The sequence below is a fragment of the Kordia jejudonensis genome, from assembly GCF_001005315.1.
In the GTDB taxonomy this organism is placed as follows: domain Bacteria; phylum Bacteroidota; class Bacteroidia; order Flavobacteriales; family Flavobacteriaceae; genus Kordia; species Kordia jejudonensis.
Map to the genome: position 1 here is coordinate 48,815 of NZ_LBMG01000029.1, position 18,520 is coordinate 67,334.

Annotated in this window: 18 protein-coding genes; 10 read left to right on the forward strand and 8 right to left on the reverse strand. The window is 35.6% G+C overall.

Translation table 11 applies throughout. The annotated features are described in order from the left end of the window. Window positions 1-20: 20 nt before the first annotated feature. Both AA089_RS14685 and AA089_RS14690 read right to left on the reverse strand, forming a co-directional pair. The gene (locus tag AA089_RS14685; protein ID WP_046757728.1) at window positions 21-1,634 is read right to left on the reverse strand and encodes a DUF4270 domain-containing protein; all 1,614 of its coding nucleotides are present in this window, start codon (window positions 1,632-1,634) and stop codon (window positions 21-23) included. A 12-nt stretch (window positions 1,635-1,646) separates the two neighbouring features. Beyond that, a complete protein-coding gene (locus tag AA089_RS14690) occupies window positions 1,647-2,462 on the reverse strand; it encodes a glycogen/starch synthase (protein ID WP_046757729.1) in 816 nt (271 codons plus the stop codon). A 106-nt stretch (window positions 2,463-2,568) separates the two neighbouring features. Between AA089_RS14690 and panC the strand changes: the two genes are divergently transcribed. From panC to radA, 5 genes are read left to right on the forward strand one after another with little or no spacing between them, the layout of a single operon-like run. Beyond that, the gene (gene panC, locus AA089_RS14695) at window positions 2,569-3,417 is read left to right on the forward strand and encodes a pantoate--beta-alanine ligase (RefSeq protein WP_046757730.1); all 849 of its coding nucleotides are present in this window, start codon (window positions 2,569-2,571) and stop codon (window positions 3,415-3,417) included. 27 nt (window positions 3,418-3,444) lie between these two features. After that, window positions 3,445-3,795, forward strand: coding sequence for an aspartate 1-decarboxylase (panD, locus tag AA089_RS14700; protein ID WP_046757731.1), 351 nt, complete (start codon window positions 3,445-3,447; stop codon window positions 3,793-3,795). Continuing rightward, a complete protein-coding gene (locus tag AA089_RS14705; RefSeq protein ID WP_046757732.1) occupies window positions 3,796-4,752 on the forward strand; it encodes a lysylphosphatidylglycerol synthase transmembrane domain-containing protein in 957 nt (318 codons plus the stop codon). It begins immediately after the preceding gene. 38 nt (window positions 4,753-4,790) lie between these two features. Continuing rightward, window positions 4,791-5,939, forward strand: a complete 1,149-nt coding sequence (locus tag AA089_RS14710) for an alpha/beta hydrolase (RefSeq protein ID WP_046757733.1) — start codon at window positions 4,791-4,793, stop codon at window positions 5,937-5,939. 1 nt (window position 5,940) lies between these two features. Beyond that, on the forward strand, window positions 5,941-7,299 hold the full coding sequence (radA, locus tag AA089_RS14715; protein WP_046757734.1) for a DNA repair protein RadA: 1,359 nt from the start codon (window positions 5,941-5,943) through the stop codon (window positions 7,297-7,299). A gap of 315 nt (window positions 7,300-7,614) precedes the next feature. Here the strand turns inward: radA and AA089_RS25190 are convergent, their stop codons facing one another. From AA089_RS25190 to AA089_RS14740, 6 genes are all read right to left on the reverse strand, one after another. Continuing rightward, on the reverse strand, window positions 7,615-7,923 hold the full coding sequence (locus tag AA089_RS25190) for a hypothetical protein (protein ID WP_162200449.1): 309 nt from the start codon (window positions 7,921-7,923) through the stop codon (window positions 7,615-7,617). A gap of 227 nt (window positions 7,924-8,150) precedes the next feature. Beyond that, a complete protein-coding gene (locus AA089_RS14720; RefSeq protein ID WP_046757735.1) occupies window positions 8,151-9,185 on the reverse strand; it encodes an NADP(H)-dependent aldo-keto reductase in 1,035 nt (344 codons plus the stop codon). A gap of 179 nt (window positions 9,186-9,364) precedes the next feature. Next, window positions 9,365-10,126 carry an exodeoxyribonuclease III gene (locus AA089_RS14725; RefSeq protein WP_046757736.1) on the reverse strand — a complete coding sequence of 254 codons (762 nt, stop codon included), beginning with the start codon at window positions 10,124-10,126 and terminating at the stop codon, window positions 9,365-9,367. A 176-nt stretch (window positions 10,127-10,302) separates the two neighbouring features. Beyond that, on the reverse strand, window positions 10,303-12,117 hold the full coding sequence (locus AA089_RS14730) for a GNAT family N-acyltransferase (protein ID WP_046757737.1): 1,815 nt from the start codon (window positions 12,115-12,117) through the stop codon (window positions 10,303-10,305). Window positions 12,118-12,172: 55 nt separating this feature from the next. Then, on the reverse strand, window positions 12,173-13,423 hold the full coding sequence (locus AA089_RS14735; protein ID WP_046757738.1) for an aspartate kinase: 1,251 nt from the start codon (window positions 13,421-13,423) through the stop codon (window positions 12,173-12,175). 145 nt (window positions 13,424-13,568) lie between these two features. Beyond that, the gene (locus AA089_RS14740; RefSeq protein ID WP_046757739.1) at window positions 13,569-14,054 is read right to left on the reverse strand and encodes a GNAT family N-acetyltransferase; all 486 of its coding nucleotides are present in this window, start codon (window positions 14,052-14,054) and stop codon (window positions 13,569-13,571) included. A 114-nt stretch (window positions 14,055-14,168) separates the two neighbouring features. Between AA089_RS14740 and fbp the strand changes: the two genes are divergently transcribed. The 5 genes from fbp (at window position 14,169) to AA089_RS14765 (ending at window position 18,493) form a co-directional block, all read left to right on the forward strand. Continuing rightward, window positions 14,169-15,173: a class 1 fructose-bisphosphatase gene (gene fbp, locus AA089_RS14745; RefSeq protein ID WP_046757740.1), complete on the forward strand. Its 1,005-nt coding sequence runs from the start codon at window positions 14,169-14,171 to the stop codon at window positions 15,171-15,173. Window positions 15,174-15,240: 67 nt separating this feature from the next. Then, window positions 15,241-15,609, forward strand: a complete 369-nt coding sequence (locus tag AA089_RS14750; protein ID WP_173427063.1) for a fructose 1,6-bisphosphatase — start codon at window positions 15,241-15,243, stop codon at window positions 15,607-15,609. Between the two features lie 28 nt (window positions 15,610-15,637). Continuing rightward, window positions 15,638-16,474 carry a hypothetical protein gene (locus AA089_RS14755; RefSeq protein ID WP_046757741.1) on the forward strand — a complete coding sequence of 279 codons (837 nt, stop codon included), beginning with the start codon at window positions 15,638-15,640 and terminating at the stop codon, window positions 16,472-16,474. Then, on the forward strand, window positions 16,458-16,952 hold the full coding sequence (locus AA089_RS14760; protein ID WP_046757742.1) for a Rab family GTPase: 495 nt from the start codon (window positions 16,458-16,460) through the stop codon (window positions 16,950-16,952). Before AA089_RS14755 ends, AA089_RS14760 begins: the two co-directional genes overlap by 17 nt. Window positions 16,953-16,957: 5 nt before the next feature. Then, entirely contained in the window at window positions 16,958-18,493 is a 1,536-nt protein-coding gene (locus tag AA089_RS14765) for an ATP-binding response regulator (RefSeq protein ID WP_046757743.1), read from the forward strand. Window positions 18,494-18,520: the final 27 nt, after the last annotated feature.

An 18,520-nucleotide genomic window follows, 5' to 3' on the forward strand; every position in this document is an offset into this window, starting at 1 on the left:
TTTTTCTTAATTATTGATATTTAATTGGTTTCTGGGATTGTATAAAATATTTCCAAACTTATACGTTTGTCTGCTGGGGAAGCAGCTGTATTTCCATATAATACGGTTCCAAATGGATTCATATTTGATACTGTTGGGACAAATTCTTGCTCAGAACTTCCAGTATTTTCGCGTCCGCTTGAAACAACTCTGATATCAGAAGATGAAACTAATCCAAGTTTAACATTGGTAGAGTCTCTTCTGACAAGATTATTAATATGTTCTGTAATTCTAATTCTGTATCGAACGCCATCTCCATCGTCATCACGTTCTAAAATTCCACCATGTATAGCTTTAGAAAGTCCTAAAGAATTTTGGTTAACGGTTTCATCAACACCATAATCTGCCACAGGAATATTGTCATCCATGTTGTATAAATAAATACGCTCTGGATCTATTTCATTTCCTTGTATGCTTTCATTAACATGAAAAACTAAACTAGCATCGTTAATGAGCCAATTTTCTTCACGGATGTCTTCTAACTGATCTGCAATACCATTGTTGTCATTATCAGGTCCAAAAAGATCAATAACCGCCATAGAGCCTTCGCCACCTTTTAGGTAAATATTGTCGTTTGACGCTTCTACATCAGGAAATGGATCTAATTGTGTAAAGGTATTTACAATGTTTCCAGAAGAAAGACTTATCGCATACGAATCCGTTTGTGTTACAGGTACATCATCATCAGGATCATCCGTTCCTTGCGTGTCTATTTCCTTATATTGATATTCAATAGTAACATTTGCATTTGCAAGATCGAGCAACATTAATAAGTTTGAATCTTGCCCAATGGTAATGTACAATCCTCTAAATAAGTCTTCTGCTTTAAACACGTTATCGCTTGAGAGCTTTATACTTCCTTCATTATCAATAATTCGTTGTTGAAAAAAATCTGTATCCAATTCTACACGAATTCTAGGCGACAAGGTTTCCACAACTACTTCTTCTCCAGTATCATCATCAATAGCTGTAACTTCTACTGAATTTTCATCTAAAGTGACATCTCCTAGAAATAGATTGTCACTTGCAGCATGTATCGACAAATCTTCATTAGAATAATAAGCCTGCTGACCGCCATCTACGTCAAGAGTTCTTAAAAAATAAGTAAACTCTTTTACAGTTAATAAAAAAGGAACTTCTCTGTTTCCAAATACAGAATCGACAGCCGTTGTAATAGAACCATCACTTTCTACAGTACTTGTACTAAAGAAAGGTAGATTTAAGTATACTTTTGTTACGATTTCTTCTTCATCAAAACCTTCAGAATCTTCATCTTCTTGTGATTTTATTCCGAATGTAGGATCTTCGTTGTTTGCAATTAAACCAGCTTGTAATACAAGACTTGATTGCACGTCTCCATAAACGCTGTTTAAATTTTTACCCAATTGGTAAACGGGCATTCCATTTGTTTGTACTGGCGAAATGCGTCTGTTAGAAATTTCAAGTATAGTTTCGTCAAAGAGATTTGTAGAGAAATTATTATTTTCAATAATTTCGCCTCCAACCGTACTAAACTCATCGTCACATGCCATAAAGCCCACAAGTATAAGTAACACAACTAAGGTACTTGTGAGTGTCTTTTTCAATTTGTTCATAATGTAATTTAATTAACCTAAATTTAAAACTTTTGTATTGTAAAAATCAGTGTACGCATCTGCAAATTCTTCGCTGTTTTTGTATTCAAGAACTGGTTTATCAATACCTGTGAGATATTCTTGAACATCAGCAGGAATTTCCTGAGACGCAATTACCACGGCATCCGAATGATCCACAGCAACTTTTAGAAGGTTAGAGTAGTTTGGCTCCGCAAGTATTTCTACATTGCCATCGCCGATATTATCAAATTTGATTTTGTTTAGCATTTCTGTATCTAAAGTTCCCTCAAATTCTTGTTTATAAACCGAAGTTACAATTTTACTATCTGTAAACAACGGTTCGTCTTTATAATATTTTCTTAAATATAAAGGTAGTAAAGAAGCCATCCAACCGTGAACGTGAATGATGTCTGGTGCCCAATTTAATTTTTTTACAGTTTCAATAACACCTTTTGCAAAGAAAATAGCGCGCTCGTCATTGTCTGGAAATAAATTCCCTTCTTCATCTGTAAACGTAGCTTTGCGCTTAAAGTATTCTTCATTGTCAATAAAATATACCTGAATTCTTTCTTTTGGAATAGAAGCTACTTTGATAATCAATGGCATATCCATATCATTAATTACTAAGTTCATTCCCGATAGGCGAATTACTTCATGCAATTGATGTCTTCTTTCATTGATATTACCAAAACGTGGCATAAATATTCTAATCTGTCCACCTTTGCTATTTACCATTTTTGGTGCTTCAAACGACATTGACGAAATTTCTGTTTCTGGCAAATAGGGTACAACTTCGGATGAAACGTACAAGACTCTTTTATTATTCATAAAAATACTTTTCCTTTAATAATTAAGCGTAAAACATGCAAAATTACAAAAATTATGCAGATTAACAGTAATATATTAAGTTTGCAAGCTGTTAATTTTTTGCAAAATGACTATACATTACTCTCAAAACACGTTAAAACCGTTTGTAAACGACCTTAAATCGGAAGGCAAAAAGGTTGGTTTTGTGCCTACTATGGGCGCACTTCACAAAGGACACCTATCGCTCGTAAAGAACGCTATGACTGACAATGATATTGTAATTGTCAGTATTTTTGTAAATCCAACACAGTTTGATAACGCTACCGATTTACAAAAATATCCGCGAACGCTCGAAGCCGATGTAGCATTGCTAAAAACTTTAGGAAATAATGTGTTTGTGTATGCTCCAAGTGTGGAAGATATCTACAATTCCGATGTAAATTCTGAAAAATTTAGCTTTGACGGACTCGAATTTGAAATGGAAGGCAAGTTCAGAACAGGTCATTTTGACGGTGTTGGAACCATTGTAAAACGTCTTTTTGAAATTATTGTACCCGATAATGCATACTTTGGAGAAAAAGATTTTCAGCAATTAATGATTGTCAAAAAATTAGCTTCCAAATACAAATTACCTGTAAATGTAGTTGGCTGTGAAATATTTAGAGAAGCTTCAGGTTTAGCCATGAGTTCTCGAAACCAACGCTTATCTAAAGAAGCAAAAGAAGAAAGTGCTTTCATCTATAAAACGCTTTTAAAAGCCAAAGAAAAGTTTGGCACAAAAAGTGCTAACACAGTAAAAGAATGGGTTCAACAACAGTTTGAAAAACATCCGTTACTTACGTTAGAATATGTTGAAATAGCAAATAGTAAAAACTTAAAAACTGTACAACGAAAATCTAAAAACGAGACGTATCGCATATTCATTGCCGCTTTTATTGAAAACATTCGCTTAATTGATAACATTGCATTGAATTAAAAACTTTAAAATCATTAACTTTGCCCCATGCAAATACACGTAGTAAAATCGAAAATACATAGAGTCAAAGTCACAGGAGCTGATTTAAACTACATTGGAAGTATCACAATTGATGAAGACCTTATGGATGCCGCGAATATTATTCAAGGAGAAAAAGTCCAAATTGTCAACAACAATAATGGAGAACGCCTAGAAACCTATGCTATTCCAGGACCTAGAGGAAGTGGTGAAATTACCTTAAACGGTGCCGCCGCTCGAAAAGTTGCCAAAGGCGACGTACTTATCCTTATTACGTATGCCATGATGCATATTGAAGAAGCAAAAACTTTTAAACCTGCATTGGTATTCCCAAATGAAGCCGACAATACACTTACGTAATTGAAGAAACCAATATCAAAAATATTAAAAATACTACTCCCACTTTTTTTGGGAGTTTTTTTAGTTTGGTATTCATTGTCCAAAACTCCGCTTGATGAATTGATAGATCATTTCAAAAAAGCAAATTACATATGGGTAGCACTTGGAGTATTCTGCGGAATATTAAGTCACTTATCACGTGCATACCGTTGGCGCTATATGCTAGAACCGATGGGTTTCAAACCGAAATATCCAAACAGTGTAATGGCGGTATTTGTAGCCTATTTGGCAAACTTAGGTGTTCCACGATCAGGAGAAGCCTTACGCGCTTTAACACTGACCAACTATGAAGGTATTCCTTTTGAAAAAGGTTTTGGAACCATTGTTGCCGAACGTGTTGCGGATTTAATTGTCATGCTTCTTGTCATAATTGCGACACTTTTTATACAGTTTGATTTTATTTGGGACTTACTCATGAAAAAGTTCGATCTGACAAAAATCACGCTTTTACTTGCCGCAATGCTCGTGGGTGGAATTGTATTAATCATATTTATCAAAAGAGCAAAAAAAGGAATTGCACTCAAAATCAAAAACTTTATCATTGGCGTCTATGAAGGTGCCACAAGCATTCTTAAAATGAAACACAAATGGGCGTTTATAGCACACACACTTTTCATTTGGGCAATGTATATTTTTATGTTTTACGTCACGATGTTGTCCGTAGAAGAGTTACAAGGACAAGTTCCAATTGGTGCAGTTGTCATTGCTTTCATTGCTGGAAGCTTTAGTATTGCGGTAACCAATGGCGGAATTGGCGCCTATCCATTAGCCATCGCCGCTGCGTTTGCTCTATTTAATATTCCAGAAACACCAAGTGAAGCATTTGGCTGGATTATGTGGGCTTCACAAACACTAATGATTATCATTTTAGGCGGATTATCATTTCTTTATTTACCTATTTTTAATAGCAAAAAATAATCTTTACCTTGCTATCATAAACTAACCTATCTCCAAACATGAAAAAGTACATCATGCTCCTCACTGCATTTGTATGTGTTTCCTACGTAAATGCGCAAATAAAAATTGAACAATTCAAATCTGAAAAACTGAATGAAACCAGAGATATTCAGTTGTATCTTCCAGAAGATTATTCCGATGAAAAAGTATATCCTATCATTGTAGTGCTTGACGCGAATTACCTCTTTGAAAGTGTGGTAGCCAACAGTAAATTTTACAGTTACTGGGACGAAATGCCACAATCTATTGTAGTTGGTGTAAATCAATACAAAACAGAAGATCGTGAACGCGATTGTATGTATGAAGATGCTAGCGGATTGCCTACCGAAAAAGGAAGTAAGTTTTTTGAATTTATCGCGATGGAATTAGTGCCTTACGTGGAAAAAAACTACAACACCGCAAACTTTAAAATGATTGTTGGACACGATCATACGGCAAACTTTATCAACTATTATTTATTCAAAGAAGTTCCTTTATTTGATGCATACATCAATTTGAGCCCATCGTTTGCTCCAAAAATGGAAGAGCGTATCGTAAAACGTTTGGGCGAGTTTGAAGACAAAAAGTTTTTCTATCTCGCTACAGCGAAAGAAGATACTAAAAAAGATGCCAAACGAATTCGTGCTTTGCATGCTTCATTACAGGAATTAAAAAAGGAAAATATTTTTTACTACTATGACGATTTTGCAGAAGCAAATCACAACTCTTTAGCGGTGCAAGCGATTCCGAAAGCGATGAGTCAGATATTTTCTATGTATCGCCCAATTAGTGTAAAAGAATACAAAGAAACCATTTCAAAACTCAATACATCTCCGTATATATACTTGACAGATAAATACCAAACGATAAAAGACCTTTTTGGTTTCGAGAAACGCGTTTCCGTCAACGATTTCATGGCAATATATGCTGCTGTTCGCAAGAAAAATAATTTAGAAGATTTAAAATTATTGGCAAAATTGGGCAAAAAAGAATATCCTGATACGGCTTTATTTCACTTCTTCATGGGAGAATTTTATGAAAAAGATGGCAAACCTAAAAAAGCATTGCGTATGTATCAAAATGGATTTAGTATGAATGCAATTGATTTTATTACAAAAGATTTAATGCTCGATAAAGCTGAAAAACTAAAACAAGACTTCGGTTGGTAATATGGCAAAAGTAAAAACAACCTTTTTCTGTCAAAACTGTGGATCACAATTTGCAAAATGGCAAGGACAATGTACTTCTTGTAAACAGTGGAATACTATTGTGGAAGAAGTGATTCAAAAAGAAGTAAAAGCCAATTGGCAAAGCAACGAAAAAAGCAAATCGAGAGTTTCAAAACCTACGTTAATTCACGAAATAAGCTCCACAACGGAAAAACGCCTACCAACTTCCGATCAGGAATTGGACAGAGTTCTTGGTGGCGGAATTGTACCTGGATCATTAATTCTTTTAGGTGGAGAACCTGGGATTGGAAAAAGTACATTGTTATTACAAATTTCACTCAAATTACCATACAAAACTTTATACGTTTCTGGAGAAGAAAGTCAGAAACAAATAAAAATGCGCGCAGAACGCATCAGTCAAAAAAACTCCAATTGTTTTGTGTTGACTGAAACAAAAACGCAAAATATCTTTAAGCAAATTGGCGAAATTGAACCTGATATTGTCATCATTGATTCCATTCAAACCTTACATTCAGATTATATAGAATCGTCTGCGGGAAGCATTTCTCAAATTAGAGAATGTACGACAGAATTGATCAAATTTGCCAAAGAAAGTGGCACACCCGTGTTACTTATTGGACACATTACGAAAGATGGAAATATTGCTGGTCCAAAGATTTTAGAACACATGGTGGATACGGTTTTGCAGTTTGAAGGCGATCGAAATCATGTCTATCGTATTTTACGCTCTCTAAAAAATCGTTTTGGTTCTACGTCTGAATTAGGAATCTATGAAATGTTATCTGATGGCTTACGCGAAGTGAGCAATCCGTCAGAAATACTAATTTCCAAAAACGCTGACGAATTGAGCGGAACTGCCATTGCAGCCACGTTAGAAGGCGCACGACCATTAATGATTGAAATTCAAGCATTAGTCAGCACCGCAGTGTACGGAACGCCACAACGAAGCACGACAGGTTACAATGCCAAACGTTTGAATATGTTATTGGCAGTGTTGGAAAAACGTGCAGGTTTCAAACTGGCGGCTAAAGATGTGTTCTTAAACATTACGGGCGGCATCAGTATTGATGATACTGCCATTGATTTGGCGGTTATTGCAGCTATTTTATCTAGTAATGAAGATGAAGAAATTTCGAAAGCAGATTGTTTTGCTGCCGAAATTGGTTTGGCTGGAGAAATTCGTCCCGTAAACAGAATAGATCAACGTATTTTAGAAGCTGAAAAGTTAGGTTTCAAACGCTTTTTTGCTTCAAAGCACAACAAAATATCGCTTCAAAATACAAACATAGAAATTGTATTAGTTTCCAGAATTGAAGATTTAGTTTCACATCTTTTCTAGGAGAAAATCATTAAAATTGTCTTGTAAAATCTACATTTTATCGAAAATAGATCTTAAAATATGCTGAATAGACAATATTCATGTATCATGCAGAGTTAATTATCTGTAAGATTACCTAAAAAACCAAGAAAGGGAATATGACGCAATGTCTATTCCCTTTTTTATTTCTTATGTATTTATTATTTCACACATGATGCGGAATACAGTTTTAGCATTTTAATGCTCATTGGCACGCGTTACAAACGCGCGCTAGCGTACGAAAATTGTAGATTCCTGCCTTCGCAGGAATGACATTGTAACTTTGAAATGCTAAACTCAAAAGTATTTTAAATACTTACGCGAAGCGAGCCAAAAGCGAAGCGAGCCAAAAGCGAAGCGAGCCAAAAGCGAAGCGAGCCAAAAGCGAAGCGAGCCAAAAGCGAAGCGAGCCAAAAGCGAAGCGAGCCAAAAGCGAAGCGAGCCAAAAGCGAAGCGAGCCAAAAGCGAAGCGAGCCAAAAGCGAAGCGAGCCAAAAGCGAAGCGAGCCAAAAGCGAAGCGAGCCAAAAGCGAAGCGAGCCAAAAGCGAAGCGAGCCAAAAGCGAAGCGAGCCAAAAGCGAAGCGAGCCAAAAGCGAAGCGAGCCAAAAGCGAAGCGAGCCAAAAGCGAAGCGAGCCAAAAGCGAAGCGAGCCAAAAGCGAAGCGAGCCAAAAGCGAAGCGAGCCAAAAGCGAAGCGAGCCAAAAGCGAAGCGAGCCAAAAGCGAAGCGAGCCAAAAGCGAAGCGAGCCAAAAGCGAAGCGAGCCAAAAGCGAAGCGAGCCAAAAGCGAAGCGAGCCAAAAGCGAAGCGAGCCAAAAGCGAAAAAAGGCGCAAATTACGGTGCCGGATTCGGAATACTATTATGAATTGCGTTAATTTCGTCTAAAATTTCTTGTGACAATTCTACATCAATACTTGCAATATTTTCCTCTAATTGTTTCAAGTTTGTTGCGCCAATGATGTTTCCTGTTAAATATGGTTGCTGATTAACGAATGCTAATGACATTTGCGCCAAACTTAAACCGTGCTTTTGAGCAAGTTCGTTGTATTTTTCCGTTGCTTTTGTTGCTTGTTCGCCGCTGTAACGTGCAAAACGTGGAAATAAAGTCAATCGTCCATTTTCAGGTTTTTTTCCGCCTAAGTATTTTCCAGAAAGTACTCCAAACGCCATTGGAGAATATGCCAATAAACCAACACCTTCACGCATGGCAATTTCTGACAATCCAGAATCAAAGCTTCTACATAATAGTGAATACGCATTTTGGATGGTTACCATTCTTGGCAATCCTTTTTTAGATTCTTCCAAATAGCGCATGGTTCCCCAAGGTGTTTCGTTTGAGATTCCGACTTGACGAATTTTCCCTTCTTTGATGAGTTCATCAAGAGTTTCAAGGCTTTCGTGAAAGTTGTATTCCCAAGCATCATTTGGATCGTATTCGTAAATACGTTGCCCAAATGTATTGGTATTTCGTTCTGGCCAATGCAATTGATATAAATCTATGTAATCGGTTTGCAAACGTTTTAAGCTATTTTCTACAGCATCTTTGATGGCTTCTGGCTTGAAACCATTGGTTCGAATGTGTGCAGTGTAATCGCCTGGACCTGCAATTTTAGAGGCTAAAACCACCTTGTCTCGGTTTCCAGATTTTTTGAACCAAGTTCCGATGATGCGTTCGGTTTCCGCATAGGTTTCCGCAGTTGCTGGCACAGGATATAACTCCGCAGTATCAAAAAAGTTGACTCCTTTTTCAAAAGCGAAATCCATTTGCGCATGTCCTTCGGCTTCGGTATTTTGATTTCCCCACGTCATGGTTCCTAGGCAAATTTTACTAACGCTGATGTCTGTATGTGGTATTTTTGAATATTTCATTTGGTACTTCTTTTTCTTTTCGGTTTATATTTTTAGCAAATTTTCATTGTTCCTCTACTTTGCATTAAGGATGGAGCGGTTTGTTGGAGCTCTTTGTGAGATGCTGAATCAAGTTCAGCATGACGAGCAAAAGCGACTAGCGAGAGCCTGACCTCTTTTTTTGAGGGAATGCCCAAATTTTATACTTCAACCTCGACCAAAATTGGGCAATGATCTGAATGTTTGGCTTGGGGTAATATTGTTGCTCTGCTGATGTTGTCTTTCAGCGGCTCGCTTACCATGTTGTAATCAATGCGCCAACCTTTGTTATTGGCACGCGCATTGGCACGATAACTCCACCAACTGTAATGATGTGGTTCTTTGTTGAGGTGGCGAAACGAATCGATGAATCCGCTATCGATAAAACTTCCAATCCAAGCGCGTTCTTCTGGCAAGAAACCTGAAACACCTTTCATTTTAGGATTGTGAATGTCTATAGCTTCATGACAGATATTGTAATCGCCACAAACCACTAAGTTTGGAATTTCGTTGCGTAAATTTGTTAGGTATTCTTTGATTTCGTCCATGTATTGAAACTTGAAATTGAGTCGCGCATCGTTGGTTCCTGATGGCAAGTACATGCTCATGATGGAGATATTGTCATAATCGACTCGCAAGTTGCGACCTTCAAAATCCATCGTTTCAATTCCTGTTCCGTATGCTACATGGTTGGGCTCTTTTTTACAAAGAATTGCCACGCCACTATAGCCTTTTTTTTGCGCACTGTACCAATAGTTGTATTTGTAACCTGCTTGTTCAAAAGCTTCTATATCAAGTTGCTCTTTTTGCGCTTTAATTTCTTGCAAACAAATGACATCTGGGTTTGCTTGTTGCAACCATTCTAGGAAGCCTTTTTTGATGGCTGCACGAATTCCGTTTACGTTGTATGATATTATTTTCACGCTTGTATGTGTTTATTTTATGAAGTTGAAAATTTGTCAAACCGAATCAATTTCAGTTTCTCATAACAATTGATAATCATTTATGTGAGATTCTGGATCAAGTCCAGAATGACGTCTCTTCAGGCTTTTTTATTTAGTATGATTTACAATAAATAAAAGCGTATTTGAAGTCACTTTTATTCTTCTTCGTTATCGTTTAATCTTCGTTCTAGTTCTGCTTGAAATTCTTCCATGACAGGTTTTACGGTACTTTCTGGAAGATCGGCAATACGAATGTACATTAACCCATCAACCGCATTGTTGAATAATGGATCAACGTTGAACGCAATTACTTTTGCATTTTGCTTTACATACTTTTTAATTAGTACTGGCAAGCGCAAACTTCCTGGTTCTATTTCGTCAATGATTTTATCAAATTTGTTTAAATCCGCCGCCGTTTCGTCAAAAATGAAATCTTTGTCTGCATCTTTGAGCTTTACTTTGAATTCTTTTTTCGGATGAATGTATTGCGCAATGTATGGATCGTAATAATGCGATTTCATAAATTCGATCATCAACGACTTTGAAAAGTTTGAGAATTGATTACTAATACTTACGCCACCAATGAGATATTTGTGTTCAGGATGACGCAATGTTGTATGTACAATTCCTTTCCAAAGTAAGAATAATGGCATTGGTTTTTGCTGATATTCTTTTGTGATGAATGCTCTTCCCATTTCAATGGATTCGCTCATCATTTTGTGCAATTCTGGTTCAAAACGGAACAAGTCTTGCAAATAGAAACCGTCGATTCCGTAGTTGGCATATATTTGACTTCCAAGTCCCATTCTGTAAGCTCCCGCAAGTTGTTTTGCTTCCGAATCCCACAGAAACATGTGATGGTAGTAATAGTCAAATTTGTCTAAATCGATGGCTTTGTTGGTTCCTTCTCCGATTTCTCTGAATGTGATTTCTCGAAGTCGTCCAATTTCGCGTAATACGTTTGGAATTTCTGAAGCTTCTGCTATAAATACTTGGTAATTTTTACTGGTAAGTAGGTGATGTGTTTTGGACAATCCTTCTACTTCCGATTGAATGAGTTCTGCTGAAACTGGCGTAATGATTTCCTTCGGAGCTTTCGGTATTTTAGGTATTTTTAACGATGTTGGCACTTTACTCAGCAAGTTTTGCTTTTCGTATGTGTTGGACAACATGTATGTTTTTTTGCGTAAGAATTCTGTAAAATCGCCTAAGTCTGTATATTCATCTTGCGCTTTTACCGTAATTGGTTTTCCAATACGCACTTTGATGACTCTGTTTTTTTGTGTGAGTAATTCTGAAGGCAGTTTTGCTGTTCTGAGTGTATCACTAATTTTGGAGAGTCTGTAAAAAGTTCGGCTGTTTTTCGCATGAAAATAGATAGGAACTACAGGAACTTTAGCTTTTTGCACCAACTTCATTGCTGCTTCTTCCCAAGGTTTGTCGACAATTAGTTTGCCGTCTTTGTAGGTTGATACTTCTCCTGCTGGAAAAATTCCAAGTGGTTTTCCTTCACGCAAGTGCATGATAGATTGTTTGAAACCTGCCAAACTTGATTTTGCACCTTTGTGATCTTCAAAAGGATTCACGGGCATTACATATGGTTTTAACGGATCGACACGATGAAGTAAGAAATTTGCAATGATTTTATAATCTGGTCGTTGTTCTACCATCAGTTTTAGCAACAATATACCGTCAATTCCGCCGAGTGGATGATTGGAAATGGTCACATATGCGCCGTCTTTTGGAAGACGTTTTAAATCTTCCTCAGGAATTTCAAATTTAATTTTAAACTCATCTAACAATGCATTTAGAAACTCTAAATCATCGAGATGTTTGTGTTTGTCATAAATTTTATTCACATCAGAGATACGAAGCACTTTCATTAGAATCCAACCGATGAATGTTCCAATGAATCCGTATTTGTCTAATTTGATCGCTTTTGCAACTTCTTTTGCAGTTACCAATCCCATATATTAACTTTAAGGCGAATTACAAATATAGGAAAACAACCTTAATTTATGTGATTTATTTCACAACTAACTGAATCGTTTGTTCCGCACGTTGTTCTACTAGAATTTCTTTGTCTTTCTGCAATCCTTTAATCGCTGATTCTGTAAAGTGTCGTATGGTATATAACGATACATTTTCAAAGTGTGTCACCTTGAATTTTGATCGTAATGTATTGAGTAATTTGTCCAAATTATTGAATTTGTTATCTACACAAACTGAAAAACTGATTGCTGAGTTTTGAATGACATCTACTTTCATTTTACAATCGTGTAATAGCTTGAATATTTCGCTGATATTATTTTCTACAATGAATGAAAAATCTAACGAAGACAACGAAATTAGTACTTGATTCTTTTTGACAATGAAACACGGAATATTTGGCACAATTCCGACTCCTTTTGACACTGTGGTTCCTGCTGCTGTTGGATTGAGAAACGATTTTACATACAACGGAATTTCTTTACGTTGCAACGGTTGTAAGGTTTTTGGATGAATTACCGATGCGCCATAAAACGCCAACTCGATCGCTTCACGGTAGGAAATATTGTGTAGCAGTTGTGCATTTTCAAAATAGCGTGGATCTGCATTTAACACACCTGGTACATCTTTCCAAATGGTCACACTTTCCGCATTTAGACAATAGGCAAAAATAGCCGCCGTATAATCCGAACCTTCACGCCCTAATGTTGTGGTAAAGTTGTTTGGATCGCTTCCAATAAACCCTTGCGTAATGTTGAGTTTGTTACGATTTACATGTTGTTTGATGTTTTCCTGCGTAATGTCCCAATGTACTTTAGCATCTCGATAATTGGTATTTGTTTTGATCATTTCGCGAGCATCTAACCACGTATTTTCAATATCAATACTGTTGAGATATGCGCTTACAATTATTGTTGAAATCAATTCTCCAAAAGACACCAATTGGTCGTACACATAGTTATAATCTGGCGATTTGTTTCTGCCCAAAAACCCTTGCATTTCTTCAAAAAACCGCTTTACTTTCCCATAGATTGGATGGTTTTCATTTGGAAATAATTCCAATAGAATTTCATTGTGATATTTGGCAATTTCTTGAATCGACGCTTGCAATGCCGTATCTTCTTCAAAGTAGTTTTTTATGACAACTTCAACGGCATTGGTTGTTTTTCCCATGGCAGAAATTACGATTAATGTATTGTCGTATCCTACTTCTTGCAATACGTTTACAAGATTTTTTACGCCATTGGCATCTTTTACGGATGCACCACCAAATTTGAATATTTTCATAACAAAGTTTTAGTTTGTTGTTCCCGCAAAAGCGAGAATCTTTTATAGTATATTTTTAGTTTCTTAATCTTCTCGATACAAAATTTTATACCAAAATTTCAATCGAAGTGACGATTTAATTCAAAAGCATCAAGCTTAATTTGCCTTATGGTTTCTTGTTTTCAAGGTACTTCTCAATTCCTGCTTCATCCAATTGTACTACATGCCAATCGCGTTTTACATCTGCACCAATGTGTTCGTAAAATTCAATGGCTGGCGTATTCCAATCTAACACTTCCCAACCAATACGTTTGACACCTAACTTGTGTCCAAACTTTATTACTTCTGTTAATAATGCGCCGCCAATTCCTTTTCCTCTTGCGTTTTCACTTACAATTAAATCTTCTAAGTGCAATACTTCTCCTTTCCAAGTAGAATAGCGCATGTACACTAATGCAATTCCGAGTGTTTCTTGTGTCGTTTCTGCCACAAAACAATGAAACTTTGGATGCGTTCCAAAACCATCTTTTCGTAAATCGTCAGGCGTAATTATTACGGCATCTTCTTCTTTTTCAAAAATGGCCAATTCTCGAATTAATCGGAAGATATTAGCTACATCTGCTTCAACGGCTTTTCGGATTGTAAAGTTCATAGTTTTAAAAATGTTTACACAAAGGTAACAAGGGAAAAATTATAATTTTTACGAAAACGTTATAGTTTTACAAAATTATCGATATTTGTGATCTGAGAAACAACCTAGAACAAAATGGCTAAAAAAAATCAAACGTTAGGAGAATTTATTATTGAGAATCAATCTGAATTTAAATATTCTTCTGGAGAGCTTTCCCGATTAATCAATTCGATCCGACTTGCCGCAAAAGTGGTAAACCACGAAGTAAATAAAGCTGGATTGGTCGATATTATTGGCGCTGCTGGCGAAACTAATATTCAAGGAGAAGATCAGCAAAAGCTTGATGTGTATGCCAATGACAAGTTTATTCAGACCTTAACGAATAGAAATATTGTTTGCGGAATTGGCTCAGAGGAAAATGATGATTTTATTGCAATCAACAGTATAGACGAGAACAATCAGAATAAATATGTAGTGTTAATGGATCCGTTAGATGGTTCTTCTAATATTGATGTGAATGTTTCTGTAGGAACTATTTTTTCTGTCTACCGAAGAATTACACCTGTAGGAACACCTGTAAAGATTGAAGATTTTTTACAAGAAGGAAATAAGCAAGTTGCCGCTGGGTATGTAATTTATGGAACTTCAACAATGTTGGTATATTCTACAGGACACGGCGTAAATGGTTTTACACTTAATCCAGCTATTGGAACATTTTATTTATCGCATCCAAACATGAAATTTCCTGAAACTGGAAATATTTACTCTATTAATGAAGGTAATTATGCACATTTTCCACAAGGTGTAAAAAACTATCTCAAATATTGTCAAGAGGAAAAAGAAGACAGACCATATACATCGCGTTATATTGGTTCGCTAGTGTCAGATTTTCATAGAAATTTGATTAAAGGTGGTATTTATATTTATCCACAAACTTCCAAAGCGCCTAATGGAAAACTGCGTTTATTGTACGAATGCAATCCAATGGCATACTTAGCAGAACAAGCTAACGGACTTGCCACAGATGGTTTTCAACGGATCATGGATATCAAGCCAACAGAGTTGCACCAACGTGTTGCTATTTTTTGTGGAAGCCGTAAAATGGTCGAAAAAGCAAATGAGTTCATGAAGAACTCTTAAGAAAAGTACTAACTTTCCTAAAAATTACTATTTTTGTGAAGAACCCTAGTACATAAAATACTTTTCAATGGCAACAAAAGGTAAAAATACCAATGATGCAGATCAGGCAAATACAAATATTTCAGATCCATCAACGAAGATTGAAGCAATAAAGAATTTAATCTTTGGAGAAAATATTCAGGAATATAATTCTGAGTTTGATAATATTAAAAATGATATTCTTGCCAAAAAGAAAGCATTAGAAAATCTTATAGAAGAAGTTCGATCGGAATTGATCCAAAATATCGATAATTTGAGCACTGACTTAAATATTCGTATTACTGAATTAGAATCCAATATGGAGAACAAATTGGACGATTTGGATGAGAAAAAAGTAGACCGCAGACAATTAGGACAATTATTGGTGAGCCTTGGCGAAAAGATAGGAAAAGAATAAAATCCAACATAAATCTTACTGTGTATTTATGACGGAAGCCGATAAATTAGCGTTACTTAAAGATTTATTACTCACGGATGAACGTGCGTATGCGGAATCGATACACAGTAAAATTAAAGCGCTCGAAGAAGTAATTAACGAGCAAAAAAGGCTTTCTCAAAAAGTTGATCCTATTATTGACGAGCGTTTAGACGAGTTTATTGAAGAAATTCCAGAAACACTCGGACCTACCATAACAGAAGCGTTAGCAGAACAAATTAAAAACTCCAAAGACCAAGTTGTAGAAGCATTGTACCCAATAATGGGAAAAATGATTAAGAAATACATTTCGCAAGAAATTAACTTACTTACCGAACGGATCAACCAACAATTGGAAGATAGTTTCTCGGCAAATAGCTGGAAACGAAAATTTAGATCTTGGTTTGGCGGCGTAAAAGAAGAAGAATTATTGCTGAGTGAATTGGCAAAAATTTCAAAAGTAGAGCAAGTATTAGTTATTGAAAAAAACTCAGGCATGCTCATTGGACAGTATGCAAAAGCAGAAACTATTGACAAAGATATGGTTTCGGGAATGTTGACAGCTATTAAAAGTTTCGTAGAAGATGCTTTTAACGAACAAAGTCAAAATTTAGAACTCATTGAGTACGAATTGTATCACATTCATATTCAAAGCTTTGTATCTTTTTACATCGCAGTTGCCATTTCTGGAGAATATAATCTTACCTTTAAGAACAAAATACAAGATATAATCTTTAATTTTACAGATAACTTTTTAAATTTATTTGACGATTTAAGCCAAATTAAAGAAGAAGTTATTACTAACGAATTAGAATTCTACTTTAGTACGAATGAAAAAAGCCTCTAAAAAAATAATTTTACTTGGACACTTCGGTGTTGGAAAGTCTTCGTTGATTCGACAGTTTGTGGAAAATACGTTTACCTCTGACTATAAAGTGACTATTGGAGTTCACATCTTAAAAAAAGAAGTGGAAGTTGCTCCTGACGAAAATGTATCCTTAATCATTTGGGATTTAGAAGGATATGACGATATCAAAAAAACGAGAGCGTCGTATTTACTCGGTACGCATGGTTTTATTTATGTATTTGATGTAACGCGACCTGCAACGTTTGAAAACTTAAAAAATGATATTGACTACTTAACAAATCAATACGCAAAAACACCTTTAAAAATAGTTGGAAATAAAGCCGATTTAGTAACCAAAACATACTTAAAAGAAAACGCAAATATGTTTGGTGTGCAACCAAACTTTTTTACAAGCGCAAAAACGGGAACTAAAGTTGACGAGCTATTTACAACCTTAGCAAAAGAACTTGTGAAATAAATACTATGTTAGAAACGTATAGAGGAACCTATTTTCATCCTAGAACACAGTTTATAACTATTGATGCTTCAGGAAATGTGTTGGAAAGCGACAATGTGTTATTTTCATTAAAAAAAGGAGATGAAATTGGTAGCGTAAGTCCTTTTTTTGACGGACTTTCTGCTTATTTTGATCTTGAAGAAGACAATGATATCAAGTTTACTTGTATTCACTTAGAAAATGGTAAAAAGAAAGAATTTACCTGTGATATTGAATTTAAAACATTTGCAGATCCAAGTCAGCCTTCGCTAGTGATCATTCACGATTTTACAGATCATTACGATTACTATCAAGAAGTTGCACAAAGCAGAAACGAATCTGTAATCAACTCACAAGTATTAGAACTTCAAAATAAATATCTAAAAGAAAAAGAAGACTTTAAGAATACGTTCATTGCTAACTTTAGTCATGAACTTCGCAATCCGTTAACAGGTGTTACAGCATTTTGTTCTGTATTGCAAAAAACTGACATGTCTACGGAACAACAAGATTATGTAGAAGTCATAAAATCTTCCGCAGACCATTTAAAAAATATGATTGGAGACATCTTAGAAATGTCGAAAATCGAAGTTGGAAAATTGACCATAGAAGAAGAATTATTCAATTTTCACGAATTAATTGAATTGCTAGATTTTACCTATACTGTAAAAGCAAAGCAAAAGAATATTGTCTTCGAAATGGATTTTGATGATAAAATTCCTCGCTACATTGAAGGCGATAAAACACGTATCAAACAAGTTTTTGAAAACTTACTTGAAAATGCTTTCAAATTTACAGCAACTGGAAAAGTTACGTTTTCTGTAAAAGAAAATCAGCGTCGAGCGCGAAAAGTAAACTTAAATATTAGCATTAAAGATACAGGAATTGGAATTCCTGCGGAGAAAATAGCTCTTATTTTCAATAGTTTTACGCAGCTCAACAATGCTCAGAAATATTCAGGCACAGGACTCGGATTGTCTATTGTAAAAGGTTTAGTGGAATTGATGGACGGGAAAATTACCGTTGAAAGTGAAGAAGGTGTTGGTTCCAATTTCAAAATGAACATTAACTTCAAATATCCTATCAATCAAGAAAATACATCCTTAGATGACAAATCTGATATTGAAAATAAAAACTTCTTGACAAAAGAAAAATACAATATTTTACTTGCTGAAGATTCAGAATTAGCGCAAATGGCAGTTTTAAAAATTTTAGCACAAGAAGGACACTTTTTCTTAGACATTATTACCAATGGCGAAGATGTCATTGAAAGTGTTATTCACAACGAATACGACTTAATTTTGATGGACATTCGTATGCCAGGCACCAATGGAGACGAACTGACAAAGATGATTCGTTCACTTCCTGTACAAAATTGCAAAACCATTCCTATTTTGGCAATTACTGCAAATTTATATGACGATGATAAAAAGCGTTATAAAAAAATGGGCATGAATGATATTATTGAAAAACCATTTGACGAAACTACATTGTTGAAGAAAATTTATAAGTATTTAAAGTAGTAAGCGGTTGGATTATTTAGATTTTTA

Excerpts from the sequence above, each read along its gene's own strand:
- panC (WP_046757730.1), top strand. The coding sequence starts at position 2,569 with ATGACTATACATTACTCTCAAAACACGTTAAAACCGTTTGTAAACGAC.
- radA (WP_046757734.1), top strand. The coding sequence starts at position 5,941 with ATGGCAAAAGTAAAAACAACCTTTTTCTGTCAAAACTGTGGATCACAA.
- AA089_RS14760 (WP_046757742.1), top strand. The coding sequence starts at position 16,458 with ATGAAAAAAGCCTCTAAAAAAATAATTTTACTTGGACACTTCGGTGTT.
- AA089_RS14710 (WP_046757733.1), top strand. The coding sequence starts at position 4,791 with ATGAAAAAGTACATCATGCTCCTCACTGCATTTGTATGTGTTTCCTAC.
- AA089_RS14690 (WP_046757729.1), bottom strand. The coding sequence starts at position 2,462 with ATGAATAATAAAAGAGTCTTGTACGTTTCATCCGAAGTTGTACCCTAT.
- AA089_RS14730 (WP_046757737.1), bottom strand. The coding sequence starts at position 12,117 with ATGGGATTGGTAACTGCAAAAGAAGTTGCAAAAGCGATCAAATTAGAC.
- AA089_RS14685 (WP_046757728.1), bottom strand. The coding sequence starts at position 1,634 with ATGAACAAATTGAAAAAGACACTCACAAGTACCTTAGTTGTGTTACTT.
- AA089_RS14755 (WP_046757741.1), top strand. The coding sequence starts at position 15,638 with ATGACGGAAGCCGATAAATTAGCGTTACTTAAAGATTTATTACTCACG.
- AA089_RS14765 (WP_046757743.1), top strand. The coding sequence starts at position 16,958 with ATGTTAGAAACGTATAGAGGAACCTATTTTCATCCTAGAACACAGTTT.
- AA089_RS14750 (WP_173427063.1), top strand. The coding sequence starts at position 15,241 with ATGGCAACAAAAGGTAAAAATACCAATGATGCAGATCAGGCAAATACA.
- AA089_RS14740 (WP_046757739.1), bottom strand. The coding sequence starts at position 14,054 with ATGAACTTTACAATCCGAAAAGCCGTTGAAGCAGATGTAGCTAATATC.
- AA089_RS14720 (WP_046757735.1), bottom strand. The coding sequence starts at position 9,185 with ATGAAATATTCAAAAATACCACATACAGACATCAGCGTTAGTAAAATT.
- panD (WP_046757731.1), top strand. The coding sequence starts at position 3,445 with ATGCAAATACACGTAGTAAAATCGAAAATACATAGAGTCAAAGTCACA.
- AA089_RS14735 (WP_046757738.1), bottom strand. The coding sequence starts at position 13,423 with ATGAAAATATTCAAATTTGGTGGTGCATCCGTAAAAGATGCCAATGGC.
- fbp (WP_046757740.1), top strand. The coding sequence starts at position 14,169 with ATGGCTAAAAAAAATCAAACGTTAGGAGAATTTATTATTGAGAATCAA.